A 22,900-nucleotide genomic window follows, 5' to 3' on the forward strand; every position below is an offset into this window, starting at 1 on the left:
CAATGTCGCAAATAGGACAAATTCCTTTGCCGCTTCCGGCGTAACATAGGCACCGTCACACATTTACGTTTACGTCAACGTCATGTCAAAATTGACGAGCTGGCGTTCACGAGACGGCAGCAACGCCAACAGACAATACTCAGTACAACAGGAGACAGGCTGTGGACTTGGAACTGACCGACGAGCAACGCGCTTTTGCGCAGGCGGCGCGCGACTACGCCGAGGGCGAACTGGCGCCCAACGCGGCGCGCTGGGACGCCGAAGGCATCTTCCCGCGCGAGGCCTTCGCCCGTGCGGGCGAAATGGGTTTTTGCGCCATCTATGCCAGCGAGGACATCGGCGGACTGGGCCTGCCGCGCCTGGATGCCACCCTGGTGTTCGAGGAAATGGCGGCGGTCGACCCGTCGACCACGGCCTTTCTCACGATCCACAACATGGCCACCTGGATGGTCGGCAAGTGGGGCCAGCCCGCGCTGCGCGAAGCCTGGGGGCCGTTGCTGGCCAGCGGCCAGAAGTTGGCGTCCTATTGCCTGACCGAGCCGGGCGCCGGTTCGGACGCCGCATCGCTGTCGACCCGGGCGCAGCGCCAGGGCGATGACTACATCGTCAACGGCGCCAAGGCCTTCATTTCGGGCGGCGGCGACACAGACCTGCTGGTGGTCATGGCGCGCACCGGCGGCGAGGGCGCGGGCGGCATCAGCGCGTTCGCCATTCCGGCCGACAGCGAGGGCATAGGCTATGGCCGCAAGGAAGAGAAGATGGGCTGGAACAGCCAGTCCACGCGCCCCATCACCTTCGAGAACGTGCGCGTGCCGGCGGCCAACATGCTGGGCCAGGAGGGCGAGGGCTTCAAGATCGCCATGAAGGGCCTGGACGGCGGACGCATCAACATCGGCACCTGCTCGGTCGGCGCGGCCCAAGGCGCGCTCGATGCCGCCCGGCGCTACATGGACGAACGGCGGCAGTTCAACCGCCGCCTGGCCGAGTTCCAGGCGCTGCAATTCAAGCTGGCCGACATGGCGACGCACCTGGTGGCGGCGCGCCAGATGGTGCGCCTGGCGGCCTGCAAGCTGGATGCGGGGGCGCCGGACGCGGCGACCTACTGCGCCATGGCCAAGCGCTTCGCCACCGACATGGGTTTCCAGATCTGCCTGGACGCGCAACAGATCCACGGCGGCTACGGATACCTGCGGGACTATCCCTTGGAGCGTCTGGTGCGCGATACTCGCGTTCATCAGATTCTGGAGGGGACCAACGAGATCATGCGCGTGATCATCGCCCGCCAATTGTTGGAAAAAGGAGCCGACATAAGATGAATGCACCGGTGCTGTTCGAAGAAAAAACCGCTGCCAATGGAGTACGGTTCGGGATCGCGACGCTGAACTCGCCGCAGACCCTGAACGGCCTGTCGCTGGAAATGGTGGACCTGCTGGCCGAACGGCTGGACGCCTGGGCCCGCGATCCCGGCGTGGCCCTGGTGGTCCTGCAGGGTGCGGGCGACAAGGCCTTCTGCGCGGGCGGAGACCTGCATGGCCTGTACCGCAGCATGACGGAAAACGCCGGCAAGCCGGGCTGGAACAACGCCTACGCGCGCCGCTTCTTCGAGCACGAGTACCGGCTGGACTACCGCATCCACACCTATCCCAAGCCGGTGCTGTGCTGGGGCCATGGCATCGTCATGGGCGGCGGCATCGGCCTGATGATGGGCGCCAGCCACCGCGTGGTCAGCGAGACCTCGCGCCTGGCGATGCCGGAGGTCACGATCGGCCTGTTCCCGGACGTGGGCGGCAGCTGGCTGCTGAACCGCATGTCAGGCAGGATCGGACTGTTCCTGGCCTTGACCGGCGCGCAGCTGGGTACGTCGGACGCTTTCTTCGCGGGCCTGGCGGACTTTCGCCTGGATCACGCGGATTGGCCCAAGCTGCTGGCTTCGCTGGAAGAGCAGCCCTGGGCCGGCCAGGCGGCCGGCGCGGCGGAGGACGCCATTCCTCCGCGCGCGATCAACGACGGCCTGCTGCGCCGCGCCCTGACGGCGCTGGAGCCCAAGACGCCGCTGGCGCCGGGCAACTTGCGGCAGCACTCGTTCCTGATCAACAGCCTGTGCAGCGGCAATCGCCTGGACGACATCTACGAAGAACTGGCTGCGCTGAAGGACCACGAGGATCCGTGGCTGGCGCGCGCGGCGCAGACGATGCTGGCCGGCTCGCCCGGATCGGTGCGCCTGTCGTTCGCGCTGCAGCAGCGGCTGCGCCTGCGCTCGCTGGACGACGTTTTCCGTGCCGAGTACATCGCGGCGCTGGCCTGCACCGCCCATGGCGATTTCGCCGAGGGCATCCGCGCCTTGCTGATCGACAAGGACAAGAAGCCGCGCTGGAATCCCGCCGTCATCGACATGGCGACCGACGCCTGGGTGCAGAAATTCTTTGACGAACCCTGGCCCGAGGGCGAGCCCCACCCGTTGGCGGACCTGGGCCAGGAAGGCCGCTAGGCGCGACGCGGCGGCGGACCGGCCGCCGTCCGCCGGCGCGGCAACGCTAGTACCACGATGGTTTCACACCTATAGCAATAGCAACAGGAGACAAGACATCATGAGCAGCATCGCGTTTATCGGTTTGGGCAATATGGGCGCGCCCATGGCATTGAATCTGGTCAAGGCCGGACATAGCGTGACGGTTTTCGATCTGGTGCCGGCAGCGGTGAAGACCCTGACGGACGCCGGTGCCCGCGCCGCCGCGTCCGCTTCGGAAGCCGTCAAGGGCGCCGAGGTGGTGGTTTCGATGCTGCCCGCCAGCAAGCACGTCGAAGGGCTGTACCTGGGCGAGGACCTGCTGGGCAAGATCCCGTCCAGCGCGCTGGTCATCGAATGCAGCACCATCGCGCCGGACTCGGCGCGCAAAGTGGCGCAGGCGGCCGAGGTGCGCGGCATCGCCATGATCGACGCGCCGGTGTCCGGCGGCACGGGTGGCGCAGCAGCCGGCACGCTGACCTTCATCGTCGGCGGCCAGGCCGCGGCGCTGGAGCGCGCCCGTCCGGTGCTGGAAAAAATGGGCAAGAACATTTTCCACGCAGGCCCGGCCGGCGCCGGCCAGGTGGCCAAGATCTGCAACAACATGCTGTTGGGCATCCTGATGGCGGGCACCTCCGAAGCCCTGGCCCTGGGCGTGGCCAACGGGCTGGATCCCAAGGTGCTGTCGGACATCATCGCCAAGAGCTCCGGGCGCAACTGGGCCACGGAACTCTACAACCCCTGGCCCGGCGTGATGGAGCACGCGCCGGCCTCCAAGGGCTACGCCGGCGGCTTCGGCGTGGACCTGATGCTCAAGGACCTGGGCCTGGCGGCCGAGGCCGCCCTGTGGGCGCGCGCCTCGATCCCGCTGGGGGAGCTGGCGCGCAACCTGTATTCGCTGCATAGCTCCGGCGGTTCGGGCAAGCTGGACTTCTCCAGCATCGTCAACCTGGTCAAGCGCGAGCAGGACTGACATGGCGTCATCGCAAGCGCCGCTGGACCCGGCCGCCAGGGTCCAGGAGAGCTTCGCCCGGCAAAGCATCATGACATTGCTGGGTGCGCAACTGGACGTGGTCGAGCCGGGCAGGGTGGACATCGTGCTGCCTTACCGAGCCGACCTGTGCCAGCAGAACGGCTTTCTGCACGCCGGCATTTCCACGACCATCGCCGACAGCGCCGGCGGCTATGCCGCCTACACGCTGTTTGGGCCTGGCGAGGACGTGCTGACCTCGGAGTTCAAGATGAACTTCCTGGCGCCCGCCAAGGGTAGCCGCTACGTGGCCAGCGGCCGCGTGGTCAAGCCGGGCAAGCGCCTGTCCGTCTGCCAGGTCGAGGTGCATGCGTACGACGGCGAGCAAGCCACGCTTTGCGTGATAGGCTTGCTTACCGCGGTGCGCGTGACGCCGCGCTGAATCCCGCGCGTGGCGGGTCCTGCGCAAGCCGGACCCGCCACGCGTTCATCGCGCGGCGCATGGGTTTCTGGCAATGCCTTCAAAAGAACATCATCGGATTTTCCGCAGCAACTGGCTGCGCGCGGCCGTCCTGGGCGCCAACGACGGTATCGTGTCCACCGCCAGCCTTATTACCGGCGTGGCGGCGGCCCAGGTCACGCATGACGCCATCCTGACCTCGGGCGTGGCCGGACTGGTGGCGGGGGCGCTGTCGATGGCGGCGGGCGAATACGTGTCGGTGCGGTCGCAGGCCGATACCGAGGCCGCCGACCTGCGCATGGAGCAGCGCTCGCTCAAGCGCAATTCCGGCGAGGAACTGGCCGAACTGATCGACATCTACGTGGCGCGCGGCCTGACCCGCGACCTGGCCGAGCAGGTGGCACGGCAATTGACCAGCCACGATGCGCTGGACGCGCATGCCCGCGACGAGCTGGGTATCTCCATCCATAACCGCGCCCGTCCGGTGCAGGCCGCGGTGGCGTCCGCGGCCTCGTTTGCGGGCGGCGCGGCCTTGCCGCTGGCCGTGGCGGCGACAGCGCCTTTGCCGCAATTGATTGTGTGGGTCATCGGCGCATCGGTCGCCTGTCTGGCCGGCCTGGGCGCTCTGGCTGCGGGCGCAGGCGGCGCGCCCAAGGGGCCGGCCGCGTTGCGGGTGACGATCCTGGGCGGCCTGGCGATGGCGGTGACGGCGGGGGTGGGCGCGCTGTTCGGCGTGGCGGTGTAAGGGCCGGCTTGGGAGCGTCCGGCCCGGCGCAACCGCGCCGGCTCAGGCGCGGCGGCCTTTGGTTTACGGCGTGATGGAGTAGGGCAGCGCAGCGGCCGCAATGCGCGGACCGTCCACGGCGCCCAGCCGCAGGTCGCCTTCCGGCAGCGCCGCCAGCGTGGTTTCGAACAGCACCGAAACGGCGCCTTGCGCGGCGGCCGCGTCCACGATCCGTCCGGTGGGTTCGCCGGGCTGGCTGGCGTCATAGACATCCATGCCGGCCAGCGCCTGGCCTTGGATTGCGGCGTCGGCAATGGTGCCGTATGCCATGCGCCGCTTGACCGTGCCGCGGTAGTGGCTGCGCGCCACCACTTCCTGGCCCGGATAACAGCCTTTGGTGAAACTGACGCCCTGGATCAGGTCCAGGTTGACCGTTTGCGGGATGAAGACGTCCTGCGTGGCCGCAGTGATCCACGGGATGCCTGCGGCCAGGTCGGCGGCGTGCCATTGCGCGGCCGGCGCCAGGCCCAGCGCGCCTGCCAGCGCGGCGGACTGTTCCAGTTGTTCGTCGGACGCGATCCACCACCAGCGCAGGCGCGCGTCGGCGGACGGCGCGGCGATCCAGGTGCCGGACGGCAGGTCGGCGCGCTGCCAGGGTTCGCGCGGCAGCGCGCCGGCGGCGGCTTCCAGCGCGGCCACGTCCGTGGCCGAAGCCGTCACGCCCGCCACATGCAGCGGCGTGGCGGCGAGCTTGGCCTTGGCGCGCAGCACGAACATCGACAGGCGCTTGAGCAGCGCCTGCGCCAGATCCTGGCGCACCAGGCCATAGAGCTGGGGCGCGTCGTCCGCGCCGGGGGCGGCGCGCCACATCACCAGGGTGGCCAGCAGGCGGCCCTTGGCGGTGCAGTAGCCGGCCAGGCGGGCGGCGTCCCGGGGCAGGCCGGTGACGTCCTGCGTGAGCTGGCCGTGCAGGAAGCCGAGGGCGTCCGCGCCGGATGCGGAAAAGACCAGGAAGTCGTCCAGCGGCGCAATTTGCGCGCAACCTTCCGCGCGGACGGGAATCGAAGAATGGAAAGCGTGCATGGAGGCGGTGTTATCGCGTCATCAAAGTGCTGATGATAGCCGTGTTCCCCTCCGGGCTGGGCCATGTCCCCGCGGCGCGCAGGGCCGCGCGCTACGTTCCGCCCCTCTTTAGCCGCAACAGGTCCGCGCGATCAATTAAACTTCCGACACTTATGAAGAAGCGACTCTTTTTTTTCGTCCTGTGGTTTTTCCTGTTGATCGCGCTGGCTGCCGCCGCAGCCGTGGGCGGCGCCTGGTATTGGGCGCACAAGCCCATGCAGCTGAAGGCCGACAGGATAGATTTCGTGGTGGATCCGGGCAGCAGCCCGCGCACGGTGGCGCGGGTGCTCAACGATGCCGGCGTGCCGGTCTGGGAGCCTGGCTTCATCTGGATGGCGCGCTTGTCCGAGCTCGACAAGCAGATGAAGGCGGGCGGCTACCAGGCCATCAACGGCGACTCGCCCTGGAAGTTGCTGGAACGCCTGGCGCGCGGCGACATGACGCAGCGGCAGATCACCTTCCTGGAGGGCTGGACCTACCGCCAGATCCGCCAGGCGCTGCGCGCGAATCCCGACGTCAAGCAGACGCTGGGCGAAACCACCGATGAAGAACTGATGGAACGCCTGGGCTCGGAAATCAAGCAGCCGGAAGGGCTGTTCTTCCCGGACACCTATATCTTCACGCCCGGCAGCACCGATTACGACCTGCTGCGCCGCGCCTACCAGGAAGGCCAGCGCATCTTGCAGGACACCTGGGCCAAGCGCCAGCCGGACCTGCCGGTGACCACGCCCTACGAGGCCCTGGTGCTCGCATCGATCGTTGAAAAGGAAACCGGCCATGGGCCGGATCGCCGCCGCGTGGCCGGCGTATTCACCAACCGGCTCAAGATCGGCATGCTGCTGCAGACCGATCCCACCGTGATCTACGGCATGGGCGACGCCTACCAGGGGCGCATCCGCAAGCGCGACCTGCAGACCGACACGCCCTGGAACACCTATACGCGTCCGGGCCTGCCGCCCACGCCGATCGCGGCGCCTGGCCGCGCGGCGCTGTTGGCCGCGGTGCAGCCGGAGCAGCACAAGTTCCTCTTTTTCGTTTCCCGCGGCAACGGCACCAGCGAGTTCTCGGTCAACCTGAACGAGCACAACCGCAACGTTTCCCGCTATATCCTGGGCCAGGGCCAAAGCCAGAATGCCGCGCCCGGCCCGGCTTCGAGCCGCGGCGCAGCGAATGGCAACCAGGCCAACGGCACGCCCGCAGCCGCGCCCAGCGCCAGCCCGGCGCCGGACGCCGCGCCCGAGCCGGATCAGGGACAGGCACAAGTACAAGGACAAGACCAATGACCACGCGCGGACGCTTTATCACGCTGGAAGGCGTGGACGGCGCGGGCAAGAGCACGCACACCGTCTGGATCGCCGATTTCCTGCGCGCGCAGGGGCTGGACGTGGTGTCCACCCGCGAACCCGGCGGCACGCCCTTGGGCGAGAAGTTGCGCGCCTTGCTGCTGACCGACCCCATGGGGCTGGACACCGAGACGCTCCTGATGTTCGCCGCACGCTGCGAACATCTGCACCAGGTCATCGAACCCGCGCTGGCGCGCGGCGCCTGGGTGGTCTGCGACCGCTACACCGATGCCACCTATGCCTACCAGGGCGGCGGGCGCGGCCTGGGCGCGGCGCGCGTGGCCGCGCTGGAAGCCTGGATGCAGGCGGGCCAGCCCGACCGCACCTGGCTCTTCGACGTGCCGCTGGAAGTGGCGCGCGCCCGGTTGGCCGACGCGCGCGAGCCGGACCGCTTCGAGCGCGAGGGCGCGGCCTTTTTCGAACGCACCCGCGAGGCCTACCACGCCCGCGCCGAGGCTGATCCGAAGCGCATCCGCATTGTCGATTCCACCCAATCCATTGCCCAGATCCGCACCGGCCTGGAGGCGGGACTGCGTGAATTGCTGGGGCAGGCGGCATGAACGCGACCCGCGCCGCCAAAGATGAGGACGCCACGGCTTCCAACGCGCCGCAGTTCCTGCCCTGGCAGGCCGAGACGGCGCGCAACTGGCTGGGCAACCGCGACCGCTTCGCCCACGCCTGGCTGATCCATGGGTTGGCCGGCATCGGCAAGCTGGACTTCGCGGTCGCCGCGGCGGCCAGCCTGCTGTGCGAAACCCCGGACAACGGCCTGGCCTGCGGCCGTTGCGCCGCCTGTGCCTGGTTCGCCAGCGGCAATCATCCCGACTTGCGCCGCATCCGGCCCGAAGCCGTGGCGGTGGAAGAGGGGGCGGACGCCGCCGAGCCCTCTGAGGATGCCGAACCTGCCACGGGCGCAGCCAAGCGCGCGCCGTCCAAGGAAATACGCATAGACCAGATCCGCTCCCTGGAGTCCTGGTTCAACACCGCAACGCACCGCGGCGGCTGGCGCGTGGCGCTGCTGTACCCGGCCCATGCGCTGAACGTGGTGTCGTCCAACGCCTTGCTCAAGGTGCTGGAAGAACCGCCGCCGCACACGGTGTTCCTGCTGGTCGCGGACGCGCCGGACCGCCTTTTGCCCACGCTGGTGTCGCGCTGTCGCCGCCTGCCGCTGCCGGCGCCCGACCCGGACACCGCGCTGCAATGGCTGCGCGAGCAAAACGTGGAACCGGCCCGCGAATGGCTGGCGGCCGCCGGCGGCGCGCCGCTGGCGGCGTTGAGGCTTGCCCAGTCTAACGAGGCCGCTTGTCCGCCCTGGCTGACCCAGCTGGTCGGGCCGCTGTCCAAGGGCCAGTCGCCCGACGTGGGCACGCTGGCCGAGGCCCTGGAAAAGGTGGCGGCCACTGAGTGGATCGACGCCTTGCAGCGCCTGTACACCGACCTGATGCTGGCCAGCGCGGGGGCGCCGTCGCGCTACTTCCCGGCCCTGGGCAGCGCGGTCGCGCAGGTTGCCGCGCGCATGAATCCGGCCAAGGTCGCCGAGGCCGCGCGCTGGCTGACGCGCCAGCGCGCGCTGGCCACCCATCCTTTGAACGCCAAGCTCTTCGCCCACGCGACCCTGCAGCGCGTGGTGCTATCCTGCCTGGCGTAAGCCCTTGATCCGGCGGCGCTTCGTCCGGCAAAGGGCGCAGCGCCGCGGCACTTGTATCCAGACTCATCATGTACGTCGATTCCCACTGCCATTTGAACTTCCCGGAACTGGCGGCCGACCTGCCGGCCATTCTTGACCGGATGGCCGCCAACCAGGTCACCCACGCGCTGGTCGTCAGCGTCAACATGCCGGAATGGCCGGGCCTGATGTCGCTGGTCGAACCGCAGGCCAATCTGTGGGCCTCGGTCGGCGTGCATCCCGATTACGAAGACACTCCGGATCCCACGCCCGAAGAGCTGGCGCGCCTGTCCGAGCATCCCAAGGTGGTGGCCATCGGCGAGACCGGGCTGGACTACTACCGCCTGTCCGAACCGCTGGACTGGCAGCGCGAGCGTTTTCGCCGCCACATCCGCGCCGCCCGCGACACGGGCCTGCCCCTGATCGTGCACACGCGCTCGTCCGCCGAGGACACCGTGCGCATGCTGCGGGAAGAGCGCGCGGCCGAGGTCGGCGGCGTGATGCATTGCTTTACCGAAAATTGGGAAGTGGCACAGGCTGCGCTGGACCAGAACTTCTATATTTCCCTGTCCGGCATCGTGACCTTCAAGAATGCGCAGATCGTGCATGAAGTGGCCGCCAAGGTGCCGCTGGACCGTTTGCTGATCGAAACCGATTCGCCGTATCTGGCGCCGGTGCCGTACCGCGGCAAGCTGAACGATCCGTCCAAGGTGATCCACGTGGCCGAGAAGATCGCGGATCTCAGGGGCATACCCGTGGCCGAAGTGGCGCGTGCATCAACCGAAAATTTCTTCCTTCTTTTCAATAAGATAAAGAAATAACCTAATCTAATTTATTTAAAGTGATTTATAGGAAATCCATGGCTGCCCACAACGCTTCCGTCCAGAACGCCTTCTTGTCGTGTTGCCGTGGAGCGCTGCTGGCGCTGGCCGTGGGCATGGCGGTTCCCGCTGCGGCGCAGGCCGCCAATCCCGGCGATTGGTGGGTCTACGTCGCCAATGACTACCCGGACGACATCAAGGAACTGCTGGCGCGCGGCGAAGATCCCAACGTGCGCTACAAGAATGGCCAGCCCGCGCTGATGCGCGCGGTGGTGGACGGCGCCTGGAAGGTGTTCGACGTAATCGCCGCCGACAAGCGCACCGACGTCAACGCCGAGAACCCGGCGGGCGAGACGCCGCTGATGTACCTGGCCATCGCCGGCCAGACCGAACGCGCCAAGAAGCTGATCGCGCGCGGCGCCCAGGTCAACCGCCTGGGCTGGACGCCGCTGCATTACGCGGCCTCGAAGGGCCAGCTGGAAATGGCGCGCCTGCTGCTGGCGCACAAGGCCATGGTCAACGCGCCCGCGCCCAATGGCGAAACGCCGCTGATGATGGCGGCGCTGTCGGGCCGCAAGCCCATGGTGGACCTGCTGCTCAAGGCGGGGGCGGACGTGGGGTCGCGCGATACCAAGGGCCAGACCCCGGCCGATTGGGCCAGGACGGGCAAGTCCACGGCAGTGGCGGCGGAACTGGACAAGCTGATCGCGCAACAAGAAGAAACCCGCCGCAAGCTGCGGGCGGCGCGGCCGGCCGAAGAAGGCGCCGAGGCGGCGGGGACGACAACGGGCGCGGCAGCGGGCGCGCCGGCCAGTGCGGAGCAGGGCGCGGCAGCCGCGCAGGCTCCCGCCGCAGAAAAGAAAGCCCCGGCCGCGTCTTCCGCGGTCCAGGGCGTTTCGGGCGTGAAGCTCAACAACTACGACGAGCCCGCCGCGCCCTGAGGCGCGGGCTTGCCCAAGGCCGGCCCGCAAGGGGCCGGCCCGATTCAGATCACGTAGTTCTTGTAGCGCTCGATGTAGTCGCGGGCGCTGCCGTTCAATTCGCGCACGCAGCGTTCGGCCTCGTCGCCGTCGCCGCGCACCATGGCGTCCAGCAGGGCGCGGTATTGCTTGATCCCCATCTCTGAGCGGCCCGGCAGCAGGGCCACGCGGCGCATCGACACGCGGGTGCGGTCGTAGATGCGCTCGATCATGTCGCTCAGCACCGGATTGCGCGCCAGTTCCTTGATGTGGTTGCGGAACTGCTCGATCGTGGCCACGTGCGCCTCGATGTCGCCGCTTTTCAGGCTTTGTTCGAAGGGCTCGCCCAGCAGGGCCTGCATCGCTTCCCAGTCGGCGGGCGTGGCGTTGGCCATGGCCAGCCGCACCGCCAGTCCGTCCAGGGCTTCGCGCACCTGATACAGGCGATAAGTGGTTTCCATGTCGACCAGGGCCACCACGGCGCCCTTGTTGGGCACCCGTTCCACCAGCGCGCGGTCTTCCAGCGTCGCCAGCACTTCGCGCGCCTTGGCGCGCGGGATGTCATAGGCCTGCGCCAGGTCTTCTTCCGGCACGCGGGTGCCGGGCAGCAAGGCCTGCGACGCAATGCGTTCCCGCATATCCAGTATGACTTCGTGGGTGGAGGCCGCCTTGCGTGTTTCGGGGGCGGCGGCGTCAGCAGAGGCAGTCGCGCGTTTAGTGGGCATGTAGGCACCTGGGTTGAGTGGGGCAAAGCATATCACAATTTGAACGCAATATTGTGCACAATTTAGAATGCGTAGTTGTAAATCAGCATTGACACAATAAAACGCACAAGAATATAGTGGCTTCACTTCGTCGCCGTACCCACTCATCCAAGGAGCCCTGGGCAATGAAAGACGCCGCGCAGTCCCCTCAACTTCCCGGCCCGCAGTGCCAGGCGTATCTGGCCCGGCGCAATGCCGCGGTCGCGCTGGGCGTGGCCAATGGCCCTCCGGTGTTCGCGGCCGCTGCCCGCGGCGCTACGCTGACCGACCTGGACGGCAACGCGTACATCGACTTCGCCGGCGGCATCGGCACCCTGAACGTGGGACATGCGCACCCCGAGGTGGTGGCCGCCGTCCAGGCGCAGGCGGCGCGCTACCTGCACACCTGCTTCAACATCGTCATGTATCCGGAATACATCGAGCTGGCCGAGACGCTGGTCGGCCTGGTCCCGGGATCCTGGCCCAAGAAGGCCATGCTGCAGACGACTGGCGCCGAGGCCGTCGAAAACGCCATCAAGGTGGCGCGCCGCGCCACCGGCCGGCAGGCGGTGGTGGCCTTCGAGAACGCCTTCCATGGCCGCACCTACATGGCGCTGTCCCTGACCGCCAAGGCGCCCGCCTACAAGACCGGCTTCGGTCCCTTCGCATCCGAGGTCTATCGCGCGCCGTTCCCGGTGCGCTACCGCTCGGGGCTGACCGAAGCCGAATGCGCCGAGGCCGCCTTCAACGAATTCCGCCGCCTGATCGAAACCGAGGTCACGCCGGAGCAGGTCGCCGCGGTGATCATCGAGCCGGTGCAGGGCGAGGGCGGCTTCCATGCCGCGCCGCCCGCCTTCCTGCAGGCGCTGCGCGCCTACTGCACCCAACACGGCATCGTGCTGATCGCCGACGAGATCCAGTCAGGTTTCTGCCGTACCGGCGAATGGTTCGCCACCCAGCATGCCGGCATCGAGGCCGACCTTTACACCCTGGCCAAGTCCATGGGCGGGGGGCTGCCGATAGCGGCGCTGGTGGGGCGCGCCGACCTGATGGACGCGCCCGCCGTGGGAGGCCTGGGCGGCACCTATGGCGGCAACCCGCTGGCGTGCGCCGCGGCGCTCGCCACCATTGCCGTCATGCGGCGCGAAGACTACGCGGCGCGAGCCAGCGACCTGGGCGGCCAGGTGCGCACACGCTTTGCGGACTGGGCCGGCCAGTACGGCATCGTCGGCGACGTGCGTGGCCTGGGCGCCATGGTGGCGTTCGAGGTCGTGCGCGGCGCGGGCGACGACAGTCCCGCTGGCGACCTGGCGGCCCACATCGTGCAGGCCGCCTACCAGGGCGGGCTGGTGCTGGTGAAGGCGGGCTTTTACGGCAACGTGATCCGCTTCCTGGCGCCGCTTTCCATTACCGACGAGGAACTGGCCCGCGGCCTGGACATCCTCGGACGCGCGGTGGCCGACGCCCAGCGCATCGCCGACGCCCGCGCGTCGCAAGCGGCTTGAGGAGCGCGCCATGCATACATTGTTGAAACTGAAGAACGCGCGCAAGGTGGTCAGCCAGCTGGGCGCGGCCAAGCCGGGCATGGAAGTGCTGGTGCTGTATGACCTGCATACCCACCATAACGTGGAGCCCCTGGCCATTGCTGTGGACGAGGCGGGCGCCGGCCTGCATCTGCTGCAGATCGCCGGCTCCGCGCGCCACGGCCGGCAGTTGTCGCCGGTGGTGGCCCAGGCCATGCAGGCGGCCGACCTGGTCATCGCGCTGACCCGCGCCAATGCCGCGCACACCGATGCGCGCCAGCAGGCCACGCGCGCCGGGGTCGGCGTGATCGTGCTGCCCGAATCACACCTGCCCGATTTCTTTCTGGCCGAAGGCTGGGACTGCGATTTCGATGCGTTGCGCCCGCAGATCCAGGGGCTGGCCGACGCGCTGACCCGCGCCGACACCGCCCGCGTCACCAGCGAACTCGGCACCGACGTGACCATGAGCATCGCCGGCCGCCGCGGCCGCGCGCTGCACGGCTTTGCCAACACCACCGACATTTCGGCGGGCTATTGCCTGGAGTCCAGCCTGGCGCCCGTGGAAGGCACGGCCGAAGGCGTGATCGTGGTCAACGCCAGCATCCCCGGCGTCTCGCTGATCCGCGACGAACCCGTGCGCATCCATATGGAAAAGGGCATGGCGGTGGCGATCGAGGGCGGCGCGGTGGCGCGCCAGTTCCGCGATCTGCTGGCCAGCTTCAACGATCCGCTGGTCTACAACCTGGGCGAACTGGGCGTGGGCATGAATCCGCGTTGCCAACTGGACGGCACCATGCTGTCCGACGAATCGGTCTACGGCTCGATCCAGCTGGCGCTGGGCACCAGCGCTTATATCGGCGGCACCGTCAAGGCGGCGGCGCACTACGACACCATCGTCACCGACGCCACGCTGGAACTGGACGGCAGGGTGGTGCTCAAGGGCACCGAGCTGCGCCTGGAGGACGCGGCATGAGCATAGACCTGAGCCGCGACGCCGACGGCGTGGCCACCGTGCTGATGAACCGCCCGGAAAAGCGCAACGCGTTCACGCTGGACATGTACCGGGAATTCGGCCGGGTCATGCGCGAGCTCGACGCCGACGACGCCGTGCGCTGCGTGGTGCTGCGCGGCGCGGGCGGCGCTTTCTGCGCCGGCAGCGACATCGGCGGCTTCGAGGAAGACCGCGACGGCGCCGCGCAGGCGGCCGAGTACGCGCTCTTCACCCTGTCCATGACCGACACGCTCAAGCACCTGCGCCACCCCACCGTGGCCTGCATCGAAGGCGTGTGCGTGGGCGGCGGGCTGGAGCTGGCCGCCCTGTGCGACATCCGCATCGGCGGGCGCAACAGCCGCTACGGCATCCCGGTGAATCGTATCGGCCTGACCGTGGACCACCAGGAACTGGCCGACCTGATCCGCGTGGTGGGCGCTGCGCGCGTGCTGGAAATCCTGCTGGAAGGAAACATCTTCGGCGCCGAAGAAGCCATGTCCAAGGGGCTGCTGACCCGCGTGGTGGATGACGAGCGCGTGACGGAACAGACCTACGCGACCGCCCGCCGCATCGCCGCGGCGGCGCCGCTGGTCAACCGCTGGCACAAGCGCTTCGTGAGCCAGCTGCGCGAAGGACGCGCATTGACTCCGGACGAACGCAGCGAAGCCTACGAATGCTTCGGCACCGAGGACTACCGGCGCGGCCGCGAAGCCTTCGCCGCCAAGCGCATTCCTGAATTCATCGGCCGCTGATCCGGCCACCGACCCAAGACGGACCGCATATGACTCAAGCTGCATCCCCCCTTGCCGGCATCAAGATCCTGGATCTTTCGCAGATCATGGCCGGGCCGTATTGCACCATGGTGCTGGCCGACCTGGGCGCCGAGGTCATCAAGGTCGAGAAGACCGGCGCCGGCGACGACTCCCGTGAAATGGGCCCCTATGTGAACGGCGAATCCACCTGTTTCGCCCAGATCAACCGCAACAAGCAAGGCGTGGCGCTGAACCTGAAGGACCCCGAGGCGCGCGAGGTGCTGTACGAGCTGGCGCGCTGGGCCGACGTGGTGGTGGAGAACTACCGCGTGGGCGTGACCAAGTCGCTGGGCGTGGACTACGAAACGCTGTCGCGCATCAATCCGCGCCTGGTGTATTGCTCCATCTCCGGCTACGGCCATTCCGGACCCTACGCGGGCAAGGGCGGCTTCGACCTGGTGGCCCAGGGCATGAGCGGCATCATGAGCATGACGGGCGAACCCGGCGGGCGGCCCCTGAAGTCGGGCATCGCCATCTATGACGTGGGGGCGGGACTGACCGCGGTCTACGCCATCCTGGCCGCCTGCATCCACCAGATGAAGACGGGCGAGGGCCAGCACATCGACATCGCGCTGGCCGAGTGCGGACTGCCCTGGTTCGTCTGGGAAGCCGCCGCCTATTTTGCCGACGGCACGGTGCCCGAAGGCACCGGCAGCCGGCACCGCGTGTCGGCGCCATATCAGGCGTTCAACACGCGCCAGGGCTACATCATGATAGGCGCGGCCAACCAGCGCACCTGGGAACGCCTGTGCGCGGACGTGCTGGAACGGCCTGAACTGATCACCGATCCGCGCTTCATCACCAACTCCGACCGGCTGACCCACATTGCCGAGCTGGAACCCATATTGGAAGCGGAGTTTGCGCGCGCCGACGCGGCCGAATGGATCGAGCGCTGCGAACGGGCGTCCGTGCCCTGCGGTCCGATCAACGATTTCGGCCAGGCCATGCAGGACCCGCATTACCTGGCGCGCGGCATGGTGCAGGAACTGGACCATCCCGCGCTGGGCAAGATGAAGACCATCGGCATTCCGACCAAGTTTTCCAAAACGCCAGGCGCCTTGCGCACGGCGGCGCCGCTGATGGGCCAGCACACCGATGAGGTGCTGCGCCGCTTTGGCGTGGCGGAAGACAGAATTGCAGGCATGCGCGCCCGAGGAGTCATCGCGTAGCAGGCAAACCGCAGCAGGCAGTATCGAAGTCGCATCCAAGCTACAAGGGGACGCCGGCGTTGCTGACGCCGGCGGCTATTCGAAGTTGAACAAAGATGTTCACGCCGCAAGGAACCTTCATGACACAGCCCATCCATCTCTCCCGCCGCGGCTTTATCGCGGCCAGCGCCGCGCTGGCCGCCTGCGCCGCCGCGCCCTCCCTGGTCCGGGCGCAGTCGGCCCAGCCGTTCCACCTGGGGGCGCTCAATTCCATCACCGGCGTCGGCGGCCCCTACGGGCCGGCCATGCTGGAAGCCATCAAGATCGCCATCGACGAGGTCAACGCCGCCGGCGGCGCTGCCGGCCGCAAGATCCAGCTCTACGCCGAAGACGACCAGACCAAGCCCGACGCCGCCGTGCTGGCCGTGAAGAAGCTGATCGAGATCAACAAGGTCGAGGCGGTGGTGGGCATCTGGCCGTCGTCGGTGGGCCTGGCCGCCATGCCCATCACCAATGCCGCGGGCCTCATCACCATGAACACCTGCGGCGCGCCGGAAATGCTGACCGAGAACAAGCAGGGGCTGGCCTGGATGTTCCAGGCGTCCAACGCCGTGTTCGGCCGCGCCTTTGCGGAAGTGGCGCGCCAGCGCGGCTTCAAGCGGCCGGCGGTCATGGCTTTCAATAACTCCACCTTCGTGGGGCAGGCAAACTACTTTCGTGATGCCTGGCAGGAGAAGGGCGGCAAGGTCAGCGCCTTCACCATCTACGAACCCAACCAGACCACCTACCGCACCGAGCTGACCAAGGTGCTGGCCTCCAAGCCCGACGTGATCTCGCTGAGCGCCTACCGGCCCGACGCCACCATCATCCTGAAGGAGTGGTTCCAGACCGGCCAGGACTGCAAGTTCATCATGCCCGGCTGGACCGCCAACGAAGACCTGGTGAAGGCGCTGGGCAAGGAAGCCACCGAGGGCATCATCTCGATCTCCAACGTCGCGGCCCACGAGCACCAGGCGTACAAGACCTTCGCCGCCGAATTCCGCAAGCGCACCAAGCGCGAGCCGGACATCTTTGCTTCGCAGTCCTACGACATGGTGATCACGCTGGCGCTGGCGATCGAGGCGGCGGGGGCCACCGCGGACGTGGCCGCCATCAACGGCAAGATCCGCGCCGTGACCGCGCAGGGCGGCGGTGAAAAGGTCAGCGGCTTTGCGCAAGGCCAGGCGTTGCTGCGCGCAGGCAAGCCGGTGGACTACGACGGCGCATCCTCGCGCCTGGACTTCGGCAAGCAGGGCGAGACCGTGCCGGACTTTGGCGTCTTCGACATCCGCGACGGCAAGCTGGTGCTCAATGAAGTCATCGCCGGCAAAGTCTGACGATAAAAACACTAGGGGAACACAAGTATGGATGCAATCACCGTCATCAACGCCGGGATCAACGGCGTTGTGATCGGGATGCTGCTGGCCTTGCCGGCACTGGCGATCACGCTGGTGTTCGGCATCGCCCGCTTTCCCAATGCCGCCAGCGGCGACTACATGACGTTGGGCGCCTACGCCGCCGTCTTCACGCAGGCGCTGGCCGGCGGCTCGATGCTGGCGGGCGGCCTGGCCGCCGTCGCCGGCACCACCCTGGTCAGCCTGTTCTTCTATGCCTGGGTGTTCCGGCCGCTGGAGTCGCGCTCCAACGTGTCGCGCCTGATCGCGTCCATCGGCGTGGCGTTCGCGCTGCGCAGCACGATCACCTTCTTCGCCGGGCAGGACCAGTACACCTTCGACCTGCCGCTTACGCGCGCCTGGAATTTCGGCGGCGTGCGCATTTTGCCTACCGATCTCTACATCGTCGGCACGGCGGTGGCGGCGCTGGCGCTGGTGTTCGCGCTGATGCACATGACGCCCACCGGGCGGCGCATGCGGGCGGTGGCCGACAACCCGGAGCTGGCCGCGGCCAGCGGCATACGCGGACGGCGCGTGATGATCACGCTGTGGAGCATCGCGGGCGCCTATTGCGGGCTGGGCGGCGTGCTGCTGGGCATCAAGGCAGTGGTGATCCCCGAACTGGGCTGGGAACTGTTGATGCCCATGTTCGCGGCCGTGATCCTGGGCGGCATCGGCAATCCGGTGGGCGCCATCGTCGGGATCATGGTGTTCAGCATTGCGCAGGAAATCGCCAGCCTGGTGGTGGGACCTGCCTACAAGATCGTGTTCGCCTTCGCGGTGCTGCTGTGCGTGCTGCTGCTGCGTCCCCAGGGCATCTTCGGCCGTCCGATGGCGGCGAGGTGAAATCATGGAAGCCTATCTGATTGCTATCGCCATCGGGATCCTGATCTACATGCTGCTGGCCTTCGGCCTGTCGCTGCATTACGGGTTCACCGGACTGATCAACTTCGGCCACGTCGGCTTCTTCGCCATCGGCGCCTATACCTCGGCCCTGCTGTCGCTCAAGGGCGTGCCCATCCCAATCTCCATGGCGGCGGCCGCGGCCTTCGCGGCGCTGGCCGCGTGGCCGCTGGGCATGATCGCCTTGCGGCTGGGCAGCGACTACCTTGCCATCGTGACGCTGGGCTTCTCGGAGTCGGTGCGCATGATGCTGCAGACCGAGGAATGGCTGACGCGCGGGATGCACGGCCTGCCAGGCATCCCGCGGCTGTTCGCGGGCTGGGCCTCGCCGCAGACGGTGGACCTGTGGATCATGCTGCTGCTTCTGGCGGTCAACGCCGGCGCGTTGTTCCTCATCCATCTGGTGATACGCAGCCCGTTTGGCCGCGTGATCGAGGCGGTGCGGGACAACGAAGTCGCGGTGCGGGCGCTGGGCAAGGACCCGGCCCGCTTCAAGACCCGTTCGCTGATGCTGGGCGCGGGCCTGGCCGGCCTGGCGGGCGCCTTCCAGGCGCACTACCTGACCTTCATCAGCCCCGAGCAGTTCGTGCCGCTGATCACCTTCTACATCTGGATCGCCATCATCCTGGGCGGAGTGGGGCGCTTGAGCGGCGTGGTGGCCGGCACGGTGCTGCTGGTCGGATTCCTGGAAGGTTCGCGCTTCGTGCGGGACTTCGTCGGCGGCATCTCGGAGGTGCAGATGGCCAGCGTGCGCATCGGCGTCATCGGCCTGGCGCTCATCTGCGTGGTGCTTTACCGGCCCCAGGGCATTTTCGGCAATGCTGCCGCTACCCGCAGGAGAAAGGCATGACGCTGCTTTGCATCAAAGGGCTGAGCGCCAGCTTCGGCGGCTTCAAGGCGCTGGACGACGTGTCGCTGGAAGTGCGCAAGGGTGAAATGGTGGGGGTGATAGGCACCAACGGCGCGGGCAAGAGCACGCTGTTCTCGGTGGTCACGGGCTACATTCCGCCCAGTTCCGGGTCCGTGCGCTTCGCGGACGAGGACATCACGGGCGTGGCCGTGCACCAGCGCGTGCGCCGGGGCCTGGCCCGCACCTTCCAGGTGCCGCGCGAGTTCAGCCAGCTGACGGTCTTCGACAACATGATGGCGGCGGCGCCGGACCAGCGCGGCGAAAAGCTGGCGGCGCTGGTGTTCGCCCGCCGTGAGGTGGCCCGCGAAGAGGCGCGCAACGCCGAGCGCGTGCATGAACTGCTGGCCTTCCTGAACCTGTCGCGGGTCGCGGACGAGCCCGCCGGGAAACTGTCGGGCGGCCAGAAGAAGCTGCTGGAGCTGGGACGGCTCTTGATGCTGGAGCCGCGCTGCATCCTGCTGGACGAGCCGTTCGCCGGCGTCAACCCGGTGCTGATCGAGGAGCTGTCGGCGCGCATCGTGGAACTGAACCAGCGCGGCCTGACCGTCGCCATCATCGAACACAACCTGGAAGAGCTGTCGCGCATCGTGCCGCGCATGTACGTCATGGACCGCGGCCGCGTCATCGCCGAAGGCACGCCCGACAGCGTCCTGGCCAATGAACAGGTGCGCGAGGCGTACATGGGGGGAGTGATATGAGCCAGCTCGTCATGCAAGGCCTGTCCGGCGGCTACGGCGAGGTCGATATCGTGTCCGGCATCGACATGCACGTGGCGCCGCGCGAGATCGTTACCATCGCCGGCACCAACGGCGCGGGCAAGTCCACGCTGGTCAAGGCGGTGATGGGCCTGTTGCCGCGCGTCGCCGGCACCATGGCCTTTGACGGCCGCGACCTGCTCACGCTGCCGGTCGAGGAGCGCGTGCGCATCGGTATCTCCTATGTGCCGCAGGTGCGCAATGTGTTCGGCGCGCTGACCGTGCTGGAGAACCTGCAGGTGGTGGAACACGTGCAGGCGCGTGAAAAGCGCATCCGCGACATGTTCGAGCTGTTCCCGGCGCTGGCCGGGCGGCGCAAGACCCACGCCGAGAACCTGTCCGGCGGCGAACGCCAGCAACTGGCCTTCGCCCGGGCGCTGATGTCCTCGCCGCGCCTGATGGTGCTGGACGAACCGTCCGCCGCCTTGTCGCCGGCGTTGACCGAGCAGGTGTTCGCCGAAGTGCGGCGGCTGCCGCAGATCGGCGTGGGCGTGCTGATGGTGGAGCAGCGCGCGCGCCAGGCGCTGGCGTTCAGCGACCGCGGCTACATCCTGGATTCCGGCCGCATCGTGCTGACCGACACGGGGCAGGCGCTGCTGGCCAACCAGCATATGAGCGATCTGTACATAGGACGGGGCGGCCACGCGGGCGCGGACCGTCCGCCCGGCGGCAGCATCCCCGCTTGAAACCGCCAGAGCCATCCCGCCGGCAGCCGCCGTCGCGGATGGCAAATCCATATTTCCATATCTCTTTGCAGGAGCCATATCTTGCCTACTTCCGAAACCATGGTTTCCCCGGCGTCCGTTGCGCGCCGCCCGGCGCCCGACGCCGTCGCCGCCTTGACCGCCACCCAGGGCCTGGCCGCGCTGGAGCAGGGCACGCTGACCTGCGAAGCCTGGGCGCGCGCCTGCCTGGACCGCATCGAAGAGCGCAACGGCGGCGTCAAGGCCTGGGTCCGGGTGGACGCCGAGGGCGCGCTGGCCCGCGCCCGTGAATGGGACCGCCACGGCCGGCGGCGCGCGCTGGACGGCGTGCCGCTGGGCATCAAGGACACCATCGACACGGCGGCCATGCCCACCGAATTGGGCGACCCCGAGATCTTCCCCGGCCGCCAGCCCGAGGCCGACGCGCCCGTGGTGACGCAGGCGCATGAGCTGGGGTTCAACGTGCTGGGCAAGAACACCGTGTCGCGCCACGCCATCATGCTGCCGGGGCCTGCGCGTAATCCGCATGACCTGACCCGTACGCCGGCCGCGTCCTCGGCCGGTTCGGCGGCGGCCGTTGCCGATTTCATGGCGCCGCTGTCCATCGGCACGCAGACGGCGGGTTCCATCCTGCGGCCCTCGGCGTTCTGCGGCGCGGTGGGCTTCAAGCCCACGCTGGACGCCATTCCCTACGTGGCGATCCGGCGCTATTCGCGGGTGCTGGACGTGATCGGGCCGATCTCGCGTTCTGTCGACGACGCGGCCTTGTTCATGCGGGCGTTTACCGGCGATCCCCGGTTCGATCCGGCCTCCGCATTGCGCAGCGATTTCCGCCTGGGCGTTTGGCGGCCGAAGGACTGGGCCGACACCGAACCCTGCATGCGCGAAAGCTTCGAGGCCAATCTGCGCGCCTTGTCGGCCGCAGGCGTCAAGGTCACGGAACTGGCCATGCCCGCGGCCTTCGACACCATGGGCGAGGCGCAGGACGTGATCATGGCCTACGACCTGGCGCGCGAGTATGCCGCCATCAAGCGCGATCATGCGGCGCTGTGCGATCCCGGGCTGATCGAGTACCTGACGATGGGCGAGGGCCTGTCCGCGGCCGAGTACGCGGGGGCGCTGGATGCCGCCGACGCATGCCGCCGGGCGTTCTACGACGTTGCGCGCGAAGTCGACGCAGTGGCCATGCCGTCCACGCTGGGCGAGGCGCCGCCGGCCAGCTCCACCGGCAGCTCCGCCTTCATCCGCATCTGGTCGCTGCTGCACAACCCGTCCATCACCTTGCCGGTGGCGCGCGGCCCCAATGGCCTGCCGCTGGGCTTCCAGATGGTCGGCTTCGTGAAGGAGGACGCGCGGCTGCTGTACTGGGCGCGTTGCGCCGAGCGCATCCTGGGGTCGACCGCGCACCAGCCCTGACCGGCCTCTGGCCGCGGCTTGCGCCGCCGTGCGCCGCCGGGGCGCGGCGGATGCTTTGGCGCCTTCGGGCGCTTTTTTTGCGTCTGGGTTCTGGGGTTTTCCCTATTCATTCTCAGTATTCGGGAATAAAAAGCAGGGTAAGAGCCATAAATTGATAATCTGCGCTCCGTTAGCTTGGAGCCAAATGTTGAAAGCGGATCTATCAGTCGGGGCAGGCGCGGATCGCGTGCTGTATGTGCTGGCCACCCTGGCCAGGCACGACGGCCCCCTCAGCATCGCCGCGCTGGCCGAGCAGACTGGCCTGGCGCAAAGCACCCTCTACCGCCAGGTGGCGCTGCTCAAGCGCTGGGGCTTCGTCGCCGAGCACGATGGCGAGTACGGTCCCGGCCCGCTGTGCGTGCAACTGGCCTGGGGCTTTGACCAATCCTCGTTCCTGATCCATGAAGCGCAGCCCGACATGGCCGCGCTGGCCGCCGCTTCTGGCGAAACCATAGGCTTGCTGGTGGCGGTCAAGGATCAGGCCGTGTGCCTGGACATGATCGAGAGCCAGCATCCGCTGCGCTGTTCCTTCACCAAGGGGCGCGGCCTGCCGCTGGCGCGCGGCGCCTCGGCCAAGTCGCTGCTGGCTTTCATGCCGCTTGCCCGACAGCAGGCCGCGTTGGCGTATCTGGCGGCCGAGGCCGATGTGGACGCCGGCCGGCTGGGCCACGAACTGGAAGCCATCCGCACCCAGGGCTATGCCGTCACCGACAGCGAAGTCGATGCCGGCGTCTGGGGCGTCAGCGTCCCCATTTTTCAACGCGCCAACCAGGCCGTGGCCTCGATCACGCTGATGGCGCCGTCGACCCGGGCCGCCCAGCGGCCCGAGGCATTGACCGAAATGACCGTGGCCGCGGCCCGGCGCATCTCGGCGAAGCTGCAAGCTCATTAAGACCGCCTTCTTCCATTCCACGCCGTACCCGTAGACACCCGACTGCCGTATCCATATTCC

The 22,900-nt window shown here is 67.9% G+C and carries 23 protein-coding genes; 21 read left to right on the plus strand and 2 right to left on the minus strand.

Going from position 1 to position 22,900, the window contains the following annotated elements; genetic code table 11:
- The first annotated feature begins 161 nt into the window (after window positions 1–161).
- From IB268_RS10375 to IB268_RS10395, 5 genes are all read left to right on the plus strand, one after another.
- A complete protein-coding gene (locus IB268_RS10375; RefSeq protein ID WP_054456740.1) occupies window positions 162–1,316 on the plus strand; it encodes an acyl-CoA dehydrogenase family protein in 1,155 nt (384 codons plus the stop codon).
- Window positions 1,313–2,488: an enoyl-CoA hydratase/isomerase family protein gene (locus tag IB268_RS10380; protein ID WP_054456741.1), complete on the plus strand. Its 1,176-nt coding sequence runs from the start codon at window positions 1,313–1,315 to the stop codon at window positions 2,486–2,488. The genes IB268_RS10375 and IB268_RS10380 overlap by 4 nt, the downstream gene beginning before the upstream one ends.
- A 100-nt stretch (window positions 2,489–2,588) precedes the next feature.
- Window positions 2,589–3,479: a 3-hydroxyisobutyrate dehydrogenase gene (gene mmsB / locus IB268_RS10385; protein WP_192354195.1), complete on the plus strand. Its 891-nt coding sequence runs from the start codon at window positions 2,589–2,591 to the stop codon at window positions 3,477–3,479.
- Window position 3,480: 1 nt separating this feature from the next.
- A complete protein-coding gene (locus IB268_RS10390; protein ID WP_054456743.1) occupies window positions 3,481–3,918 on the plus strand; it encodes a PaaI family thioesterase in 438 nt (145 codons plus the stop codon).
- 73 nt (window positions 3,919–3,991) lie between these two features.
- Window positions 3,992–4,681: a VIT family protein gene (locus IB268_RS10395; protein WP_054456744.1), complete on the plus strand. Its 690-nt coding sequence runs from the start codon at window positions 3,992–3,994 to the stop codon at window positions 4,679–4,681.
- 63 nt (window positions 4,682–4,744) lie between these two features.
- On the opposite strand, the gene IB268_RS10400 is transcribed toward IB268_RS10395, so the two are convergent.
- The gene (locus IB268_RS10400; RefSeq protein ID WP_175162952.1) at window positions 4,745–5,743 is read right to left on the minus strand and encodes a folate-binding protein YgfZ; all 999 of its coding nucleotides are present in this window, start codon (window positions 5,741–5,743) and stop codon (window positions 4,745–4,747) included.
- Between the two features lie 152 nt (window positions 5,744–5,895).
- Here IB268_RS10400 and mltG point away from each other — a divergent pair, with 152 nt between their 5' ends.
- From mltG to IB268_RS10425, 5 genes are all read left to right on the plus strand, one after another.
- Complete coding sequence (gene mltG, locus IB268_RS10405) at window positions 5,896–7,065, plus strand: endolytic transglycosylase MltG (protein ID WP_192354196.1); 1,170 nt, start codon at window positions 5,896–5,898, stop codon at window positions 7,063–7,065.
- Window positions 7,062–7,685 carry a dTMP kinase gene (gene tmk, locus IB268_RS10410; RefSeq protein ID WP_054456747.1) on the plus strand — a complete coding sequence of 208 codons (624 nt, stop codon included), beginning with the start codon at window positions 7,062–7,064 and terminating at the stop codon, window positions 7,683–7,685. Before mltG ends, tmk begins: the two co-directional genes overlap by 4 nt.
- Complete coding sequence (holB, locus tag IB268_RS10415) at window positions 7,682–8,773, plus strand: DNA polymerase III subunit delta' (RefSeq protein WP_054456748.1); 1,092 nt, start codon at window positions 7,682–7,684, stop codon at window positions 8,771–8,773. Before tmk ends, holB begins: the two co-directional genes overlap by 4 nt.
- Before the next feature lie 68 nt (window positions 8,774–8,841).
- Window positions 8,842–9,612 (plus strand): TatD family hydrolase, encoded by a 771-nt coding sequence (locus tag IB268_RS10420; protein ID WP_192354197.1) that lies wholly within the window; start codon window positions 8,842–8,844, stop codon window positions 9,610–9,612.
- A 38-nt stretch (window positions 9,613–9,650) separates the two neighbouring features.
- A complete protein-coding gene (locus IB268_RS10425) occupies window positions 9,651–10,553 on the plus strand; it encodes an ankyrin repeat domain-containing protein (protein WP_192354198.1) in 903 nt (300 codons plus the stop codon).
- A gap of 44 nt (window positions 10,554–10,597) precedes the next feature.
- Here IB268_RS10425 and IB268_RS10430 read toward each other — a convergent pair whose 3' ends face one another.
- On the minus strand, window positions 10,598–11,296 hold the full coding sequence (locus IB268_RS10430) for a GntR family transcriptional regulator (RefSeq protein WP_054456751.1): 699 nt from the start codon (window positions 11,294–11,296) through the stop codon (window positions 10,598–10,600).
- A 164-nt stretch (window positions 11,297–11,460) separates the two neighbouring features.
- On the opposite strand from IB268_RS10430, the gene gabT reads away from it, so the two are divergent.
- From gabT to IB268_RS10485, 11 genes are all read left to right on the plus strand, one after another.
- Complete coding sequence (gene gabT, locus IB268_RS10435) at window positions 11,461–12,819, plus strand: 4-aminobutyrate--2-oxoglutarate transaminase (protein WP_192354199.1); 1,359 nt, start codon at window positions 11,461–11,463, stop codon at window positions 12,817–12,819.
- Window positions 12,820–12,829: 10 nt separating this feature from the next.
- Window positions 12,830–13,810: an aminopeptidase gene (locus IB268_RS10440; RefSeq protein ID WP_054456753.1), complete on the plus strand. Its 981-nt coding sequence runs from the start codon at window positions 12,830–12,832 to the stop codon at window positions 13,808–13,810.
- Window positions 13,807–14,580: an enoyl-CoA hydratase/isomerase family protein gene (locus IB268_RS10445; protein ID WP_192354200.1), complete on the plus strand. Its 774-nt coding sequence runs from the start codon at window positions 13,807–13,809 to the stop codon at window positions 14,578–14,580. Before IB268_RS10440 ends, IB268_RS10445 begins: the two co-directional genes overlap by 4 nt.
- A gap of 29 nt (window positions 14,581–14,609) precedes the next feature.
- Window positions 14,610–15,809 carry a CaiB/BaiF CoA-transferase family protein gene (locus IB268_RS10450; RefSeq protein WP_054456755.1) on the plus strand — a complete coding sequence of 400 codons (1,200 nt, stop codon included), beginning with the start codon at window positions 14,610–14,612 and terminating at the stop codon, window positions 15,807–15,809.
- Window positions 15,810–15,928: 119 nt separating this feature from the next.
- Window positions 15,929–17,164, plus strand: coding sequence for an ABC transporter substrate-binding protein (locus IB268_RS10455; RefSeq protein WP_225591349.1), 1,236 nt, complete (start codon window positions 15,929–15,931; stop codon window positions 17,162–17,164).
- A gap of 27 nt (window positions 17,165–17,191) precedes the next feature.
- Complete coding sequence (locus tag IB268_RS10460) at window positions 17,192–18,067, plus strand: branched-chain amino acid ABC transporter permease (RefSeq protein WP_054456757.1); 876 nt, start codon at window positions 17,192–17,194, stop codon at window positions 18,065–18,067.
- A gap of 4 nt (window positions 18,068–18,071) precedes the next feature.
- The gene (locus IB268_RS10465; RefSeq protein WP_088140207.1) at window positions 18,072–18,974 is read left to right on the plus strand and encodes a branched-chain amino acid ABC transporter permease; all 903 of its coding nucleotides are present in this window, start codon (window positions 18,072–18,074) and stop codon (window positions 18,972–18,974) included.
- Window positions 18,971–19,732, plus strand: coding sequence for an ABC transporter ATP-binding protein (locus tag IB268_RS10470; protein WP_054456759.1), 762 nt, complete (start codon window positions 18,971–18,973; stop codon window positions 19,730–19,732). Before IB268_RS10465 ends, IB268_RS10470 begins: the two co-directional genes overlap by 4 nt.
- Window positions 19,729–20,475, plus strand: a complete 747-nt coding sequence (locus IB268_RS10475) for an ABC transporter ATP-binding protein (protein WP_192354202.1) — start codon at window positions 19,729–19,731, stop codon at window positions 20,473–20,475. Before IB268_RS10470 ends, IB268_RS10475 begins: the two co-directional genes overlap by 4 nt.
- 81 nt (window positions 20,476–20,556) lie before the next feature.
- Window positions 20,557–21,909 carry an amidase gene (locus tag IB268_RS10480; protein WP_192354203.1) on the plus strand — a complete coding sequence of 451 codons (1,353 nt, stop codon included), beginning with the start codon at window positions 20,557–20,559 and terminating at the stop codon, window positions 21,907–21,909.
- 184 nt (window positions 21,910–22,093) lie between these two features.
- A complete protein-coding gene (locus IB268_RS10485) occupies window positions 22,094–22,840 on the plus strand; it encodes an IclR family transcriptional regulator (protein ID WP_054456762.1) in 747 nt (248 codons plus the stop codon).
- Window positions 22,841–22,900 lie beyond the last annotated feature (60 nt).

This window comes from Achromobacter sp. ACM01, from assembly GCF_014851745.1.
Lineage (GTDB): Bacteria > Pseudomonadota > Gammaproteobacteria > Burkholderiales > Burkholderiaceae_B > Achromobacter > Achromobacter aegrifaciens.

Coding starts and splice junctions, on each gene's coding strand:
- IB268_RS10380 (WP_054456741.1), top strand. CDS start 1,313: ATGAATGCACCGGTGCTGTTCGAAGAAAAAACCGCTGCCAATGGAGTA.
- mmsB (WP_192354195.1), top strand. CDS start 2,589: ATGAGCAGCATCGCGTTTATCGGTTTGGGCAATATGGGCGCGCCCATG.
- IB268_RS10390 (WP_054456743.1), top strand. CDS start 3,481: ATGGCGTCATCGCAAGCGCCGCTGGACCCGGCCGCCAGGGTCCAGGAG.
- IB268_RS10395 (WP_054456744.1), top strand. CDS start 3,992: ATGCCTTCAAAAGAACATCATCGGATTTTCCGCAGCAACTGGCTGCGC.
- IB268_RS10400 (WP_175162952.1), bottom strand. CDS start 5,743: ATGCACGCTTTCCATTCTTCGATTCCCGTCCGCGCGGAAGGTTGCGCG.
- mltG (WP_192354196.1), top strand. CDS start 5,896: ATGAAGAAGCGACTCTTTTTTTTCGTCCTGTGGTTTTTCCTGTTGATC.
- tmk (WP_054456747.1), top strand. CDS start 7,062: ATGACCACGCGCGGACGCTTTATCACGCTGGAAGGCGTGGACGGCGCG.
- holB (WP_054456748.1), top strand. CDS start 7,682: ATGAACGCGACCCGCGCCGCCAAAGATGAGGACGCCACGGCTTCCAAC.
- IB268_RS10420 (WP_192354197.1), top strand. CDS start 8,842: ATGTACGTCGATTCCCACTGCCATTTGAACTTCCCGGAACTGGCGGCC.
- IB268_RS10425 (WP_192354198.1), top strand. CDS start 9,651: ATGGCTGCCCACAACGCTTCCGTCCAGAACGCCTTCTTGTCGTGTTGC.
- IB268_RS10430 (WP_054456751.1), bottom strand. CDS start 11,296: ATGCCCACTAAACGCGCGACTGCCTCTGCTGACGCCGCCGCCCCCGAA.
- gabT (WP_192354199.1), top strand. CDS start 11,461: ATGAAAGACGCCGCGCAGTCCCCTCAACTTCCCGGCCCGCAGTGCCAG.
- IB268_RS10440 (WP_054456753.1), top strand. CDS start 12,830: ATGCATACATTGTTGAAACTGAAGAACGCGCGCAAGGTGGTCAGCCAG.
- IB268_RS10445 (WP_192354200.1), top strand. CDS start 13,807: ATGAGCATAGACCTGAGCCGCGACGCCGACGGCGTGGCCACCGTGCTG.
- IB268_RS10450 (WP_054456755.1), top strand. CDS start 14,610: ATGACTCAAGCTGCATCCCCCCTTGCCGGCATCAAGATCCTGGATCTT.
- IB268_RS10455 (WP_225591349.1), top strand. CDS start 15,929: ATGACACAGCCCATCCATCTCTCCCGCCGCGGCTTTATCGCGGCCAGC.
- IB268_RS10460 (WP_054456757.1), top strand. CDS start 17,192: ATGGATGCAATCACCGTCATCAACGCCGGGATCAACGGCGTTGTGATC.
- IB268_RS10465 (WP_088140207.1), top strand. CDS start 18,072: ATGGAAGCCTATCTGATTGCTATCGCCATCGGGATCCTGATCTACATG.
- IB268_RS10470 (WP_054456759.1), top strand. CDS start 18,971: ATGACGCTGCTTTGCATCAAAGGGCTGAGCGCCAGCTTCGGCGGCTTC.
- IB268_RS10475 (WP_192354202.1), top strand. CDS start 19,729: ATGAGCCAGCTCGTCATGCAAGGCCTGTCCGGCGGCTACGGCGAGGTC.
- IB268_RS10485 (WP_054456762.1), top strand. CDS start 22,094: ATGTTGAAAGCGGATCTATCAGTCGGGGCAGGCGCGGATCGCGTGCTG.